The 14,772-nt window shown below is 62.3% G+C and carries 15 protein-coding genes and 1 other RNA gene; 7 read left to right on the top strand and 9 right to left on the bottom strand.

From position 1 onward, the window contains the following. Positions 1–174 precede the first annotated feature (174 nt). From IG122_RS07505 to hflK, 3 genes are read right to left on the bottom strand one after another with little or no spacing between them, the layout of a single operon-like run. Entirely contained in the window at positions 175–363 is a 189-nt protein-coding gene (locus tag IG122_RS07505) for a DUF2065 domain-containing protein (protein ID WP_193182072.1), read from the bottom strand. Positions 364–402: 39 nt separating this feature from the next. Continuing rightward, positions 403–1,278, bottom strand: coding sequence for a protease modulator HflC (hflC, locus tag IG122_RS07510; RefSeq protein WP_193182074.1), 876 nt, complete (start codon positions 1,276–1,278; stop codon positions 403–405). Then, entirely contained in the window at positions 1,275–2,459 is a 1,185-nt protein-coding gene (gene hflK, locus IG122_RS07515; protein WP_193182076.1) for an FtsH protease activity modulator HflK, read from the bottom strand. Before hflK ends, hflC begins: the two co-directional genes overlap by 4 nt. 142 nt (positions 2,460–2,601) lie before the next feature. On the opposite strand from hflK, the gene apbC reads away from it, so the two are divergent. Beyond that, positions 2,602–3,756 (top strand): iron-sulfur cluster carrier protein ApbC, encoded by a 1,155-nt coding sequence (gene apbC, locus IG122_RS07520; protein WP_193182078.1) that lies wholly within the window; start codon positions 2,602–2,604, stop codon positions 3,754–3,756. On the opposite strand, the gene IG122_RS07525 is transcribed toward apbC, so the two are convergent. Genes IG122_RS07525 through IG122_RS07535 form a run of 3 tightly spaced genes read right to left on the bottom strand, consistent with a single transcriptional unit; the run spans position 3,753 to position 5,603 of the window. Next, positions 3,753–4,271 carry a GNAT family N-acetyltransferase gene (locus IG122_RS07525; protein ID WP_193182081.1) on the bottom strand — a complete coding sequence of 173 codons (519 nt, stop codon included), beginning with the start codon at positions 4,269–4,271 and terminating at the stop codon, positions 3,753–3,755. The genes apbC and IG122_RS07525 overlap by 4 nt on opposite strands. Positions 4,272–4,275: 4 nt before the next feature. Next, positions 4,276–4,800 (bottom strand): dihydrofolate reductase, encoded by a 525-nt coding sequence (locus tag IG122_RS07530; RefSeq protein ID WP_193182083.1) that lies wholly within the window; start codon positions 4,798–4,800, stop codon positions 4,276–4,278. An 8-nt stretch (positions 4,801–4,808) separates the two neighbouring features. Continuing rightward, positions 4,809–5,603 (bottom strand): thymidylate synthase, encoded by a 795-nt coding sequence (locus tag IG122_RS07535; RefSeq protein WP_193182085.1) that lies wholly within the window; start codon positions 5,601–5,603, stop codon positions 4,809–4,811. 171 nt (positions 5,604–5,774) lie between these two features. Between IG122_RS07535 and IG122_RS07540 the strand changes: the two genes are divergently transcribed. The 5 genes from IG122_RS07540 (at position 5,775) to IG122_RS07560 (ending at position 10,550) form a co-directional block, all read left to right on the top strand. After that, positions 5,775–7,292: a tetratricopeptide repeat protein gene (locus tag IG122_RS07540; protein WP_193182086.1), complete on the top strand. Its 1,518-nt coding sequence runs from the start codon at positions 5,775–5,777 to the stop codon at positions 7,290–7,292. Positions 7,293–7,316: 24 nt separating this feature from the next. Further along, positions 7,317–7,672: a transfer-messenger RNA gene (gene ssrA / locus IG122_RS07545) on the top strand. A gap of 65 nt (positions 7,673–7,737) precedes the next feature. Next, positions 7,738–8,202 carry an SspB family protein gene (locus IG122_RS07550; RefSeq protein WP_404924329.1) on the top strand — a complete coding sequence of 155 codons (465 nt, stop codon included), beginning with the start codon at positions 7,738–7,740 and terminating at the stop codon, positions 8,200–8,202. An 85-nt stretch (positions 8,203–8,287) separates the two neighbouring features. Continuing rightward, complete coding sequence (locus IG122_RS07555) at positions 8,288–9,898, top strand: fumarate hydratase (protein WP_193182088.1); 1,611 nt, start codon at positions 8,288–8,290, stop codon at positions 9,896–9,898. Positions 9,899–9,908: 10 nt separating this feature from the next. Next, complete coding sequence (locus IG122_RS07560; RefSeq protein WP_193182090.1) at positions 9,909–10,550, top strand: alpha/beta family hydrolase; 642 nt, start codon at positions 9,909–9,911, stop codon at positions 10,548–10,550. Here the strand turns inward: IG122_RS07560 and IG122_RS07565 are convergent. Then, positions 10,547–10,798, bottom strand: a complete 252-nt coding sequence (locus IG122_RS07565) for a hypothetical protein (protein WP_193182092.1) — start codon at positions 10,796–10,798, stop codon at positions 10,547–10,549. The genes IG122_RS07560 and IG122_RS07565 overlap by 4 nt on opposite strands. A 645-nt stretch (positions 10,799–11,443) precedes the next feature. Between IG122_RS07565 and IG122_RS07570 the strand changes: the two genes are divergently transcribed. Next, entirely contained in the window at positions 11,444–12,265 is an 822-nt protein-coding gene (locus IG122_RS07570; protein WP_193182094.1) for a flagellin, read from the top strand. Between the two features lie 52 nt (positions 12,266–12,317). On the opposite strand, the gene IG122_RS07575 is transcribed toward IG122_RS07570, so the two are convergent. Together IG122_RS07575 and IG122_RS07580 are read right to left on the bottom strand one after the other, a co-directional pair. Beyond that, positions 12,318–13,442: a TAXI family TRAP transporter solute-binding subunit gene (locus IG122_RS07575; protein WP_226893385.1), complete on the bottom strand. Its 1,125-nt coding sequence runs from the start codon at positions 13,440–13,442 to the stop codon at positions 12,318–12,320. Then, a complete protein-coding gene (locus IG122_RS07580) occupies positions 13,442–14,764 on the bottom strand; it encodes an aspartate aminotransferase family protein (RefSeq protein ID WP_193182096.1) in 1,323 nt (440 codons plus the stop codon). The genes IG122_RS07575 and IG122_RS07580 overlap by 1 nt, the downstream gene beginning before the upstream one ends. Positions 14,765–14,772 lie beyond the last annotated feature (8 nt).

Genomic DNA, 14,772 nt, shown 5'->3' on the forward strand with positions numbered 1-14,772 from the left:
TGCCATTCGTCCCTAAGAAACACGTCAACAAGGTGGGGACGATCAGGCGACTGTCAACGCCATCCCTTCCATAATGTCAGATATAGCCGCAGGGTGTGGCGGCATTATGGTGAGAATTGCACAACTATGTCCGAAAAGGGGCATGTCCCGGCAGGGCAGCACACGCGATTGTGCTTACGCGGCCCGGATCAGCCATGCCAGCCCGAAGCCGATCGCCATCGCGATCAGACCCGCGCGGCGCAGGCTCGCCGGATCCATTTCGAGGGCCAGCCGCATCATGTGCTGCATGCGCCCCGGCATCAGCGCATAGAGACAGCCCTCGATAAAAAAAACGAGGGCAAGCGCCGTCAGAAAATCTGTCACGGCCCCTGCCCCCGCCTGTTCCCGGGTTGCGCGGCGTCCCTACTTGGACGCCGGCGCTCCCTGGATGTCCTTGAAGTACTTGAAGAAGTCGCTATCCGGCGAAAGCACCATCGTGGTGTCCCCCGACTTCATCGCGTTCCGATAGGCCTGCATCGAACGGTAGAATGCGAAGAACTCCGGATCCTGGCCGAAAGCATCGGCGTAGATCTTGATCGCCTCCGCATCGCCCTGACCGCGCAGGATCTCGGACTGCTTCTTGGCTTCCGCCACGATGACCACGCGCTGTTTGTCGGCATCGGCGCGGATCTTCTGCGCCTCTTCCTGACCCTGCGCCCGGAATTCCTTGGCCTCGCGTTCACGCTCGGACTTCATCCGATTGTAAATATTGAGGCTGGTTTCTTCCGGATAATCCGCTCGGCGGATCCGCACCTCGACCAGTTCCATGCCAAGCGGGCGGGCGCCGTCATTGGCCTGGGCCCGGATGCTGGCCATGATCTGGATACGCTGATCCGACAGGATGCTCAGCAGCGTCTCGTTACCGAGAACGCGGCGCAGCGCCGAATTGATGATCGGGCTGAGACGCGAGCGCGCGCCGAGTTCGTCGCGAACCGTTTGATAGAACAGCAGCGGATCGACGATCTTGAAACGCGCGTAGCTGTCCACGTCGAGACGCTTCTGGTCGGAGAGGATGACCTGCTGTTTCGGCGGATCGAGATCGAGCACGCGCTTGTCGTAGTAGATCACGTTCTGCCAGGGCATCTTCACTTTGAGGCCCGGATCCTTGACGGCCGCCTTCGGTTCACCGAACTGGAGCACGATCGCCTGCTGAACCTGAGAGACGACGAAAAGGGAAGTGAAGGCGACGATCCCCGCGATCAGGACCAGTACGCCGATAATGGCGAGTCCGCGGTTCATTGCGTGCCTCCCGTCGAGGAGCGGTTCTGCTGGATCTGCTTCTGCACTTCGGGCAGAGGCAGATATGGAACCACTCCGCCTTCGCCGCTAGCGCCGTTGTCGATGATGACCTTGTTCACGTTGCCGAGAACCTCTTCCAGTGTCTCGAGATAGATCCGCTTCTGGGTCACGTCCTTGGCCGCCGAATAAGCCGTGTAGACGGACCGGAAGCGGTCGGCGTCACCGGTTGCGCGGTTGATGACTTCCTGACGGTAGGCGTCCGCCTCCTCGATGATCTGCGCCGCCTCGCCCCGGGCCCGCGGGACAACGTCGTTGCGGAACGTCTCGGCTTCGTTTTTCAGCCGGTCCTTGTCCTGACGGGCACGCTGGACCTCGTTGAAAGCGTCGATCACCTGCTTCGGCGGATCGACCGCGAGCAGCTGGACCTGACGCACATCGACGCCGGCCACGTATTCATTCATCAGATTCTGCAGATCTTCCTGCACCGTGCTTTCGATCAGCTGACGGCCTTCGGTCAGCGCGACCTGAATCGGCCGTTTGCCGATGGCGTCGCGCATCGCGGACTCTGCCGCCATTTTCACGGTCTCTTCCGGATCCTGGAGATTGAAGAGAAAGTGGCCGGCATCGGCGATACGCCAGAACACGACGAAATCGATATCGACGATATTCTCGTCGCCGGTGATCATCTGGCTTTCTTCGGGCACGTCACGCTGCACGGAGCTGCGGCTGGAGCCGTCGCCGGAGCTGCGGTAGCCCACCTCGATGCGGTTTTCGCGCGTCACGTCCGGCCGGATGACGGATCCGATCGGCGACGGAAAATTCCAGTGCAGGCCCGGGTCGGTCGGCACGCCGGTATAACGGCCGAAAACAAGCTCAATGCCCTGCTGGTTCGGCTGCACACGGTAGAGGCCGGAGAAAAGCCAGAGTGCGAGAAGACCGACGACGACAAGAGTGATCCCGGTCGGACCTCCGAGGCCCTTCGGCAACATGCCCCTCAACCGCGCCTGGCCCTGGCGGATCACCTCGTCGATGTCCGGCGGCTGCTGGCCGCCCCCACCACCGCCGAAACCTCCCGGTCCGCGGCCGCCCCAGGGAGACTTGCCGCCTCCACCGCCGCCTGACCCGTTACCACCGCCGCCGCCCCAAGGACCGCCGCCACCACCTTGATTACTCCAAGGCATATATGTTTCCCCTCATTTCCAAGCGCATCGTCGCTCTTAGCAGATGCCCCCCCGGTTGCAAAGAAATAGGGGAAGCGTATATCTGCTTGCGCACCACAGAGTGCTGCATCCGCATATTGGCCAAAAGCCGGAGAAATCAAGCATGGCACGGGTAACGGAAGAACAGGTCCTGGCGGCGCTGAAGGCCGTCGAAGACCCCGACAAGGGGCAGGACATCGTCAGCCTCGGCATGGTGAGCGGCCTTGTCGTCAAGGACGGCAATGTCGGTTTCGCGATCGAGGTCGACCCCCAGCGCGGCCCACAGCTCGAGCCGCTGCGCCAGGCAGCGGAGAAGGCCGTCGACGGCCTCGCCGGCGTGCTCTCCGTCACCGCCGTGCTGACGGCCCACCGCCCGTCCGGACAAGGTCAGCCGCCGCAGCAGGGCGCGCCGAGGCAGGCGCCGCAAGCCGGCCCCGGAACGCAGGCGCGCCCGGCGCAGAACACTCAGAAGACGCTGGTCCCTGGCATCAAGTCGATCATCGCCATCGCCTCGGGCAAGGGTGGTGTCGGCAAATCCACCACCGCGATCAACCTCGCGCTCGCGCTGAAGGCGTCCGGCCTCACCGTCGGCATCCTCGACGCCGATATCTACGGCCCCTCCCTGCCCCGCATGATGGGCATTTCCGGCCGCCCGACCACGGAGGACGGCAAGACCCTAAAGCCGCTGGAGCGGTTCGGGATCAAATGCATGTCCATCGGCTTCCTGGTGCCGGAGGACAGCCCGACGATCTGGCGCGGGCCTATGGTGATGAGCGCGCTGGAACAGATGCTGCGCGACGTGCTCTGGGGCGAGCTCGACGTGCTCGTGGTCGACATGCCGCCGGGCACCGGCGACGCCCAGCTCACCATGTCGCAGCGCGTGCCGCTCGCCGGCGCCGTGATCGTCTCGACGCCGCAGGACATCGCCCTGCTGGACGCCCGCAAGGGCCTCAACATGTTCCGCAAGGTCGATGTGCCGGTGCTCGGCATCATCGAGAACATGAGCTATTTCCTCTGCCCGAGCTGCGGCGAGCGCTCCGACATCTTCGGCCATGGCGGCGCCCGCGACGAGGCCGAGCGGATCGGCGTCGATTTCCTCGGCGAAGTTCCGCTGCATATGGACATCCGCGAGACGTCGGATGCCGGTAACCCGATCGTCGTTTCCGCTCCGGAGAGCGCGCATGCGGTTGCCTACAAGGGCATCGCGGAGAAGGTCTGGGCGAAGATCGGCAGCGGCGACAGCGGGCGCCGGGCGGCGCCCAAGATCGTCTTCAACTAGACGCCGACAGTGGCGCTCCGCCGTTCCATGATCACGGTGTCGCGCCACTGCCCTTCCATCGGGCCGTAGGTCATCTTGGCGATCCGCTCGCGGCGCCCGAGAACGCGGAAGCCGTAAGCCTCATGCAAACGGATGCTGGCCTCGTTCTCGGGGAAAATGCTGGTCTGCAAGGTCCAGAACCCGGCACGCTCGGAGGCCGACACCAGCGCTTCGAGCAGCTTCCGTCCGACACCCTGTCCGCGTGCGTTTGCCGAGATATAGATGCTGTGCTCGGCGACGCCGCGATAGACCGCGCGCTTGGAGACCGGCGTCAGGGCGACCCAGCCGACGACTTCGCGGCCGATCGCCGCCACGAGCCGGCATTCCGGCAGATATTTCTCGTCGAAGGCCGGCCAGTCGGGCGCAACGGACTCGAAGGTCGCGTGACCGGTCTCGATCCCGGCCTGATAGATCGCCAGCACCCGGCTCGCATCCTCCGGAACCATCGCCCGGATTTCGATCGCGCTTGCGGTCATGGCCTCAGCTCCGCTCCAGCGTGACGAAACTGTGCGCCGGGCTGCCGTCCTTCTCCGGATGGTCCGTCCGCTCCGTCTCTCTCCAGTCCGCGCGGTCGAAATCCGGGAAACGGGTCTTGCCCTCGACCTCGAGATGGATCTCGGTGACGTGCATGCGCTGCACCTTGTCCATCGCCTGACGGTAGATCTCCGCTCCTCCGAAGACAACGATCTCGTCGACACCGTCATTCAGCGCAATGCGGCGCGCCAGATCCAGCGCCTCGGTAACATCGTGAGCGACCTGCACGCCGTCCGCCTTGAAGCCGCGGTCGCGGGTGACGACGATGTTGGTGCGCCCCGGCAGCGGCCGTCCGATCGACTGGAAGGTCTTGCGCCCCATCACCAGGGGCTTGCCCATGGTGATCCGTTTCACCCGCCTCAGGTCGTCCGGAAGATGCCAGGGCATCTTCTCCCCGTCACCGATCACGCCATTGTCGGAGACGGCGACGACGATCGCCGGCACCGGAAACTTCACCACTTTGTCGCTCATGAAAGGTCCTAGACCGCGACCGGCGCGGCGATGTGCGGAGCGGCCTCGTAATCGAGCAGCTCGAAATCCTCGAAACGGAAGGCGAAGAGGTCGGTCACCTCCGGATTGATCCGCATGGTCGGCAAACGTCCCGGAATGCGCTGCAACTGCTCGCGGGCCTGATCGAAATGGTTCTTGTAGAGATGCGCATCGCCGAAGGAGTGAATGAACTCGCCCGGCTTCAGTCCTGTCACCTGGGCCACCATCATGGTGAGCAGCGCATAGGAGGCGATATTGAACGGGACGCCGAGGAAGATGTCCGCGCTGCGCTGGTAGAGCTGGCAGGAGAGCTCGCCGTCGGCGACATAGAACTGGAAGAGGCAATGGCACGGCGGCAGCGCCATCTTCGGCACGTCCGCCGGGTTCCAAGCAGTGACGATCAGCCGCCGGGAATCCGGCCGGTCGCGGATATCGTCGAGCAGGTTCCGGATCTGGTCGATCGTGCCGCCGTCGCGGTCCGGCCAGGAGCGCCACTGATGACCGTAGACCGGACCGAGATCGCCGTTCTCGTCCGCCCACTCGTTCCAGATCCGGACCCCGTTCTGCTGCAGATAGGCGATGTTCGTGTCGCCCGCCAGGAACCAGAGAAGTTCGTGGATGATGGATTTCAGATGCAGCTTCTTGGTCGTCAGAACCGGAAATCCCGCCGAAAGGTCGAACCGCATCTGGTGGCCGAAGATGGAGCGCGTGCCGGTCCCGGTTCGGTCCGTCTTGTCCGTTCCTTCCTCCAGGACCTTTGCCATGAGATCGAGATATTGCCGCATGCGGGAGTCGCCCAGTCGAGTTCCGAGTAATAGGATATATATTGTGAAGCCGTGCCCGGCCAACGCAAGCGATTGCGGTTCGCCAGCGATTGCAGATTGACACCCGTCTGAATCCGCTCGCACTTTTGCCCCGATCATTCCTGCCGACGGGACCGGACCGAAAGGGCCACGATGCCGGATAGCCGCGACTCATTGCTGGCCGACAGCCGCCGCCTGATGACCGAAGGCAGATGGAACGAGGCCTGCGCGCGCCTGGAACAAGGCCTCGCCGCGGCGCCCAGCGACATACTGATCGCCTTTACCCTCGCGACGGCCTACCGGCTCTCCGGTTCCACCGAGCGCGCCGCCGACCTGTTCGATCGCCTGCACAATGCGCTACCGGACATGGCCGAGGCCGCGGTCGGTCTGGCCCAGTGCCGGTCTGATCTCGGCGCACCGGACGAGGCAAGAACGGCACTGCGCCGCTTCGCCATCCGCAACCCGGAGGCGTCCCAGGTTTATTCGGCGCTCGGCGAGATCAGCTTGAAAACCGGGTGCAATGACGATGTCGTTGCGGCATTTTCCCGCTCGGTCGCGCTCGCCCCGACGGCGGCACATCACGGCAACCTCGCCGAGGCCCTCAGCCTGCGAAACATGTTCGAAAGCGCCGAGCGCCACTACAAGGCCGCCCTAAAACTCGCGCCGGACAGTCCGGCATCGCGACGGAATTACGCCATTCACCTTCTGGTCCAGGGCAAGGTCGAGGAAGGGTGGCGCGCCTTCGAAGCACGGCTCGATCCGCGTCTGCCCGACGCGCCCGCACGCACCCTGACACTGCCCCGCTGGGACGGAAGCGACATTCGTGAGCGGCACCTGCTTGTGGTCAGCGAACAGGGCCTCGGCGACGAGATTCGCCTCGCGGCTTTGCTGCCAGAACTTGCCGGGAAAGCTCGGCAATTGACGGTCGAATGCGACCCGCGCCTTGTTTCGCTGTTCGAACGGTCACTTCCCGGCATCCGGATCCATGCCTTCTCCCGCATCAAACGGGGCGGTCGCGGCCACTATTCCTATGGCTGGCTGCCGCCGGAAGATGGCCCGGACTGTTACATCGAACTTGGCAGCGTCGCTTTCAGGCTCGCCCGCCCGCTGACCTTGCCGAATAACGATCACGGTTTCCTCAAACCTGACCCGGACATTTCGGCGCCGCTTCGGGACCGGCTGCGCGATCAGCCGGGGCCCGCGCGCTGGGTCGGCCTTTCCTGGGCCAGCGGAGCGCAGCATTTCGGCCGCGCCACGAACTATCCGCCCCTCGAAGCCTGGCGCGATCTCCTGTCGCTGCCGGACGTTTCCTTCCTGTGCCTGCAATACGATCCGACGGCCGAGGATATCGAGCGGCTTTCGGAGTTCTCGGGACAGAATATCCTGCAGCTCGAAGGACTGGATCTGCGCAACGACATCGAAAGCCTCGCCGCCCTTTCCGGCTGCCTCGATCTCGTACTCTCCGTCGGTAACGCGACAGCCGCGCTCGCTGGTGCCGTCGGGACACCGACCATCGAATTGCTGTCAACGCCCGGCTGGGTCCCGCTGATCGAGGGACAGGACAGTTTTCTCGCCGCGAACCACCGCTGCACGCAATCCGTTCCCGGAGACTGGAGCGCGCCGATGAAACGTGCGAGAGAACTCGCACTCCTGCGTCTCGCGCAATCCTGAATCTCTCGATCTGCGGCCAACTCTCCTCTTTTTCCCGAGGGCACAAGCGCCTATATTCAGCCTGTCGGGCAACCGACTATGGCGATAAACGGCCTATGGAATAAGCATTGCGGACCCGGGGGCGGTACCCGGCGCCTCCACCAAAGATATCTGGCCTCACGGCTGGCTCCTTGGGGGCGAAATAGGATCGACGCGTGTGGTAAAGATAGTCTTTTCGCTCGGCATGGTTCCGCCGTTATCGGGCCATTATAGTAGTTGCAAACGACAACTATGCGGAAGCTCGCCTCGCTGCGTAAGCAGTCAGGTGCTTCAATTAAGTCCTAAGGGTTCGCACTTTTAGGCGGGGTTTGGGGCGCACCTGGCAACAGAAGCGTCCCGCTTAAATTTGAGAGTGCCGAACGACGCGTACCCGGGGGAAATTTTGGAAGAGCCTTTCCAATACGACATGATGGTGGACGAGGCGCTGCGCGGAGTTGTCCGGCGCGCGCTCCGACAGGTCGCGCAGCATGGCCTCCCCGGCAATCACCACTTCTATATCACCTTCAAGACCCGGGCCGATGGCGTCTCCATTCCGCCCTACCTGCTTGAGAAATATGCCGACGAGATGACCATCGTGCTCCAGTTCCAGTTCTGGGACCTGGAAATCGAGGAAGAGCTCTTCACCGTCTCGCTCAGCTTCAACGACGTGCGCGAGCGGCTCGTCATTCCGTTCGCGGCAATCACCGGGTTTGCGGATCCGTCCGTCAAGTTCGGGCTCCAGTTCCAGACCCTCGACGAGAGCGAGCTGGAAGACATGGACCTGCCCGAAATGTCCGACGACGAGGCCGCGGAAGAGCTGCCGGAAAACGACGGCAATACAGAGGCCATGGGCCAGGTCGTCTCGCTCGATAATTTCCGCAAGAAGAAGTAAGGTCCGGCGCGCCTGCGCCTCGGGCCGGCCATAACGGGACGCGACCAACGCGACCGAAGTGCTGAGCTATGCTGGAGAGAGACTGATGGAAGAGATGAACTTCACCGAGATGTTTCCGCTCGCGGAAGACAAGACCGAATACCGCAAGCTGAGCGGCGACCATGTCGGCGTCGAGAAATTCCGCGGTCAGGACATGCTCGTGATCGAGCCGGAAGCCTTCACGCTGCTGACCGAGCAGGCCTTCCGCGACATCTCCCACCTGCTGCGCCCGGCGCATCTGCAGCAACTGAAGAACATCCTCGAGGACAGCGAGGCGACGAACAACGACAAGTTCGTCGCCTACGAGCTTCTGAAGAACGCGGCCATTTCCGCCGGCGGCGTGCTGCCGATGTGCCAGGACACCGGCACCGCCATCGTGATGGGCAAGAAGGGCCAGAACGTCTTCACCGGCTTCAACGAGGAACGCGACATCGCGCGCGGCGTCTTCAACATCTACACCAAGCACAATCTGCGCTACAGCCAGATGGCGCCGCTCGACATGTTTACGGAGAAGAACACGGCCTCGAACCTGCCGGCGCAGATCGAGCTCTATGCGACCGAGGGCGACGCCTACAAGTTCATGTTCTGCCAGAAGGGCGGCGGCTCGGCGAACAAGTCGTTCCTATATCAGGAAACCAAGGCGATCCTGAACCCGTCCGCCCTGATGAAGTTCCTCGACACCAAGATCCGCACGCTCGGCACCGCGGCCTGCCCGCCCTATCACCTCGCGATCGTGATCGGCGGCACCTCGGCCGAATTCAACATGAAGACGGTGAAACTGGCCTCGACGAAGTATCTCGACGGCCTGCCGACCAAGGGCAGCGAGTCCGGCCACGCCTTCCGCGACGTGGAGATGGAGCAGCAGGTGCTGAAGATGACCCAGGAAATGGGCATCGGCGCGCAGTTCGGCGGCAAGTATTACTGCCACGACGTCCGCGTCATCCGCCTGCCGCGCCACGGCGCCTCCCTTCCGGTCGGCATCGGCGTTTCCTGCTCCGCCGACCGCCAGTGCTTTGCCAAGATCACGAAGGACGGGATCTTCGTCGAGAGGCTCGAGACCGATCCGGCGAAATACATGCCGGACATCGATCCGAGCGAGTTCGAGGGTGACGTGGTGAAGATCGATCTCAACAAGCCGATGGAAGAGATCCGCAAGACCCTCAGCCAGTATCCGATCAAGACCCCGGTCTCGCTGAGCGGCCCGATCATCGTCGCGCGCGACATCGCCCACGCGAAGCTGAAGGAGCGCCTCGACAGCGGCCAGGGACTGCCGGACTACATCAAGAACCACCCGGTCTATTATGCAGGCCCGGCCAAAACCCCGGAAGGCTACGCTTCCGGCTCGTTCGGTCCGACCACCGCCGGTCGCATGGACTCTTACGTCGATCCCTTCATGGAAGCGGGCGGCAGCTTCGTCATGCTGGCCAAGGGCAACCGCTCGCCGCAGGTTCGCGAAGCCTGCAAGAAGTACGGCGGCTTCTATCTCGGCTCCGTCGGCGGCGCGGCCGCGAAGCTGGCGCTGGACAGCATCAAGAAGGTCGAGGTGCAGGAATATCCGGAGCTCGGCATGGAAGCGGTCTGGCGTATCGAGGTCGAGGACTTCCCGGCCTTCATCGTCACCGACGACAAGGGCAACGACTTCTTCTCCAACATCTGATCCCTGCCCGGTGCCGGCATCAGACTTCCTCGAGAACGGCCCCGAGAATGCGCCTGCGACCCTGATCCTGGCGCACGGGGCCGGTGCGCCGATGGATACGCCCTTCATGAACCGGGTCGCGGAGGGCATCGCCGAAGCCGGGTACCGTGTCCTGCGGTTTGAATTCCCCTATATGGCAGCCCGCCGGACCGAAGGTGGCCGAAGACCGCCTGACCGGCAACCCGTGTTGCTCGAAACCTGGCGCGAGACAATTGCAGCGGCTTCGGGGACTGGGCCGCTCTTCATAGGCGGCAAGTCCATGGGCGGGCGCATGGCAACGCTTGTCGCGGAGGAATCCGGCGTCGCCGGCACGCTCTGTTTCGGCTACCCGTTCCACCCGCCCGGCAACCCCGAGAAACTCCGCACCGCGCATCTCGAGACCATGACCTGCCCAACTCTGATCCTGCAGGGCGAGCGCGATCCGTTCGGGGGCCGGGAAGAAGTTGAAGGCTACAAGCTGTCCGGCAATGTCGAACTTTATTGGGCGGCGGACGGAAATCACGATCTCGCCCCGCGCAAGGCGTCCGGTCATACGGTCAACGACAACCTCGCGGGCGCAATCGATGCCGCTCTGAAATTCATGAAGAAGGTGAGCCGGTCAGGACCGTCCTAGTGCTTCGCGGACCGCGTATTGGCCGAAGACTGGATCAGTTCGGTGGGCGACGGGATTTTCTTTTCAAGGGCCGGGAGCTGCAGTTCGTCTGAGTTCGTTCGGTAGACGATATAGGCGCTGGCCATCCATCCACCAGCGACCACCGGACCGACGACAAGGGTAACAAGGCAGACCATGCCAACGAAACGTGCGACGGAGCGAAGCAACGCTTCGGAAAAGCTTTCTTCGGCCTGTTCCCAAACAGCCACTATTCAACCCCACCAAGTCTTCGCGAGCCGACTTTCCGAACGCCCGACGCTCTGCTCACCCCAAAATACAGCGCAACAATAGCAGAAAGGATTCGGACTCTCAATGCTATGTCGCAACAAGATGCTACAAGTCTCACAAATTACTGGATTTTCTCTAGCCAGAGTTACCCGGAAGGTGGGCCGCTCCACGAAGCCAATCGCAGTCAAGACCTTCACAATTGAAACTTCTTGCAGAAAATTATTAAAAAAAGATAACTGAATATGCTCGTTCTCTATGCATATCTTAAGCGAGGCCACAGCCACCCAAACGACCAAAAGGGTGGCAATTTGTCACGTCAGAAGAACGCTGGGCCTACTCATATTCACGCCAAGTTATCTTCTTGACGCGAGCAGCTTCATCCCCGAGCCGAAAAAAAGTCCGCACCGGACTCGGGATCTTCAGGCGCCACGAGCAGATCCGGACCGGGTCGAACTCGACGAAGGTCGCAATCCCCTCGAAATCGCATTTAAATTACAGAAAATACAACGCGATAGATGAAGCCTGTAACTTACAAAACAGCCGTTTGATGCTATATTTAAAAATAAGAGCATATAATCGGCAGGTGCTCGATTGCTCTGCTGCATTGTCAAAATGGAACTGAGGCCATGGCCATCAACAACTCCATCAACACGAATGCCGGCGCGTTTACCGCGCTCCGGAATCTGAATTCCGCGCGCTCCTTTCAGGATCAGACACAGAACCGGATCTCGACCGGACAGCGTGTATCGGGCGCCCTCGATCAGGCCGCGATCTTCGCTATTGCACAGAGCATCCGCGGCGAGCTCAGCGCGAATGCCGCTGTCCAGCAGGGGCTCAATCAGACGGCGGGCGCCGTAAGCGTTGCGACCGCCGGCGCGACCGGAATTTCCAACCTGACCCAGGATATTCAGGGCAAGCTTGTCGAACTGTCGAACCCCGCGCTTACCGCCGAACAGCGCGGCATCGTCCAGAACGACGTGAACGCGCTTCTGGAACAGGCGCAGGGTTTCGTCGACAACGCCAGCTTCAACGGAACGAACCTGCTGCAATCCGGCGCAGGCGACCTGAACACGCTGCAGAACGAGAACGGCGACACCCTGACCGTTTCCGGTCAGGGCAGCGTGGGAGACAGTCTCACGGCGCTTGCCGCGGCGGATTTCAGCGATCCGGCTTCCGTCCTGTCGAACGAGTTTGCGGCCTTCCAGACCGCCCTCAACAATTCGCTCGGAGAGCTGGGGGCAAGTTCCCGGCGCATCGTCGCGCAGAACGACCAGCTCCAGGGTATCTCGGATGCAACGGAAGAAGGTCTCGGCAATCTCGTCGACGCCAATCTCGGACGCGAAGCCGCCCGGCTCGCAGCCGATCAGGCACGCGGCCAACTCAGCCAGCTCTCCCTTGGCATCGCCAACCGCAGCCCGGAAGTCGTGCTCGGTCTGTTCCGCTCCTGACCCTCGCCTGAACCAGCCAATCAGGCCGGTCTTTACGGCAGCAAGGACAGAGTCACATCCAGCCCCGCTCCCTGAAATAGCGCACCGCGCCGTTATGGACCGGCGCGGAACGGCCGCTGGTTATCATTTCGGATTCTTTGAGATGCGAAAAGGCCGGATGGAGGTTCTTGAAAACCTCCAAGTTTGCGAAGACCGCCTTCGTAATTTCGTAGATGACGTCATCGGATAACGCGGCGGAAGTGATCAGGGTCGCGGCGACACCGATGCTGTGTACGTCGTTCGAATTACCTGCATACATGCCCCCCGGAATCATGACCTTGCGGTAATAGGGATGCTCCTCGACCAGCTTGTCGATTTCCCGACCTGTGACATTGACCAGCACGGCATCGCAGGAAGCGACCGATTCCTTGGTCAGCGCCGACGGATGACCGACCAGCCAGAAATAGGCATCGATCTTGTTGTCACAAAGCGCCTGTCCGGTTTCAGCGGATGTGAGCTCAGCGGCGAATTTCAGGTCGCTACGCGTCCAGCCGAGGGCTTTCTCGACGATCTGATAGGTATCTCGGCTGCCGGAACCCGGATTTCCGATATTGACCCGGTGCCCCTTCAGATCGGTCACATTTTTGATGCCTGCGTCTGCGCGGGCAACGACCGTGATAGGTTCGGAATGCAATGAGAATACAGAGCGCAGATCGGCGAAGGCGCCGGCGTCCTCGAACGACCCCTCTCCCTTATAGGCACTGTAGAGGACGTCCGCCTGGGCAACGCCCATGTCCAGTTCGCCATCGCGGATCGTGTTGATGTTATAGATCGAGCCGCCGGTCGATTCGACGGAGCAACGGATGCCGTGCTTCTTGCGGTCTTTGTTCACAAGGCGGCAGATCGCGCCGCCGGTCGGGTAGTAAACGCCGGTCACTCCACCGGTGCCGATTGTGATGAGCCTTTGCTCGACGGCATTGGCATCCCGGGTTGAGCCCAAGAAAGCCGCGCCGGAAACCAGTGCCGTCGCGATGCCAAGTGCGAACGCCTTTTTCATGAAGCCTCCTCGAATGAACGTGTTGGCCTGAATTGCAGCAGGGTAAAAGCCGAGTTCCCGAAAATCGAGCGTCCGACCCGATATCCGCGTGTTCCGAAGCACACCGTAAATCCGGGTAATGGGCCGCGGAACGTCAGGCATCAGCCAACCGCGGCGTCGATCGCCTCGCCGAGCTTCGTGACGATTTCCTCGACATGGCTGTCGTCGATGATGAACGGCGGCGCCAGCAGCACATGATCGCCGACCCGGCCGTCGATCGTGCCGCCCATCGGATAGCACATCAGACCGAGTTCCATCGCCTTTGCCTTCACCTTCGCATTCACCTTGCGCGCGGGATCGAAGCACTTTTTCGTCGCCCGGTCCTCGACCAGTTCAAGACCGATGAACAGCCCGCGGCCGCGGATGTCTCCGACATGGTGATGATTCCCGAATCGCTCCTCGAGCGCGGTGCGCAGCTTCGCGCCCATGGTCCGGACATTCTCCAGCAGATTGTCCTCCTCGATCACCTTCTGTACCGCCAGAGCGCCGGCGCAGGCCGCCGGGTGCCCCATATAGGTATGGCCGTGCTGGAAGAAGCCGCTGCCGTCATGGATCGCCTTGAAGATCTTCGCGGAGACCAGCGTGGCACCGATAGGCTGGTACCCCGCACCGAGACCCTTGGCGATGGTCAGGAGATCCGGCGCGACACCGTCCTCCTCGCAGGCGAAGAGGTAGCCCGTGCGCCCCATGCCGCACATGACCTCGTCGAAAATCAGCAGCACGCCATGCTTGTCGCAGATCTCGCGGATCCGCTTCAGGTATCCGGGCACCGCCGGCACCGCGCCGAGTGTCGCTCCGACGACCGGCTCGCAGACGAAGGCCGCGACCGTCTCCGGGCCATGTTCCAGGATCGCCGTCTCAAGTTCGTTGGCGACGCGCTGGCCGTAGGCTTTCTCGCTCTCGTCGTCGCGCCGGTCGCGATAGGCGAAGCAGGGCGAGACGTGGGAGGTGTCGATCAGAAGCGGCTTGAACTGCTCGCGCCGCCACTCGTTGCCGCCGACGGCGAGCGCGCCCAGCGTGTTGCCGTGATAGCTCTGCCGGCGGGCGATGATCTTGTGCCGCTCCGGCTGGCCGGTCTCCATGAAATACTGCCGCGCCATCTTCAGCGCCGCCTCGATCGCCTCCGACCCACCGGAAACGAAATAGACCCGGTCGAGATCGCCCGGAGCCCGCGCGATCAGGTGATCCGCCAGTTGCTCCATCGGATCGTTCGAGAAGAATCCGGTATGGGCGAACGGGATCTTGTCGAGCTGCTGCTTGATCGCTTCGGTCACGCGGCGCTCGCTATGGCCGAGACAGGACACCGCCGCGCCGCCGCTGGCATCGAGATAACGCTTGCCCTCCGTGTCGACGATGTAGACGCCCTCGCCTCTCTCAGCGGTCGGATAGGCGGCTTTGGCATTGCGATGGAAGACGTGGTTCATGGCCGGGT

It is taken from the genome of Nisaea sediminum (assembly GCF_014904705.1).
Lineage (GTDB): Bacteria > Pseudomonadota > Alphaproteobacteria > Thalassobaculales > Thalassobaculaceae > Nisaea > Nisaea sediminum.

Coding starts and splice junctions, on each gene's coding strand:
- IG122_RS07535 (WP_193182085.1), bottom strand. CDS start 5,603: ATGCGGCAATATCTCGATCTCATGGCAAAGGTCCTGGAGGAAGGAACG.
- IG122_RS07555 (WP_193182088.1), top strand. CDS start 8,288: ATGGAAGAGATGAACTTCACCGAGATGTTTCCGCTCGCGGAAGACAAG.
- IG122_RS07550 (WP_404924329.1), top strand. CDS start 7,738: ATGATGGTGGACGAGGCGCTGCGCGGAGTTGTCCGGCGCGCGCTCCGA.
- hflC (WP_193182074.1), bottom strand. CDS start 1,278: ATGAACCGCGGACTCGCCATTATCGGCGTACTGGTCCTGATCGCGGGG.
- IG122_RS07530 (WP_193182083.1), bottom strand. CDS start 4,800: ATGAGCGACAAAGTGGTGAAGTTTCCGGTGCCGGCGATCGTCGTCGCC.
- IG122_RS07575 (WP_226893385.1), bottom strand. CDS start 13,442: ATGCCTGACGTTCCGCGGCCCATTACCCGGATTTACGGTGTGCTTCGG.
- hflK (WP_193182076.1), bottom strand. CDS start 2,459: ATGCCTTGGAGTAATCAAGGTGGTGGCGGCGGTCCTTGGGGCGGCGGC.
- IG122_RS07570 (WP_193182094.1), top strand. CDS start 11,444: ATGGCCATCAACAACTCCATCAACACGAATGCCGGCGCGTTTACCGCG.
- IG122_RS07525 (WP_193182081.1), bottom strand. CDS start 4,271: ATGACCGCAAGCGCGATCGAAATCCGGGCGATGGTTCCGGAGGATGCG.
- IG122_RS07580 (WP_193182096.1), bottom strand. CDS start 14,764: ATGAACCACGTCTTCCATCGCAATGCCAAAGCCGCCTATCCGACCGCT.
- IG122_RS07540 (WP_193182086.1), top strand. CDS start 5,775: ATGCCGGATAGCCGCGACTCATTGCTGGCCGACAGCCGCCGCCTGATG.
- apbC (WP_193182078.1), top strand. CDS start 2,602: ATGGCACGGGTAACGGAAGAACAGGTCCTGGCGGCGCTGAAGGCCGTC.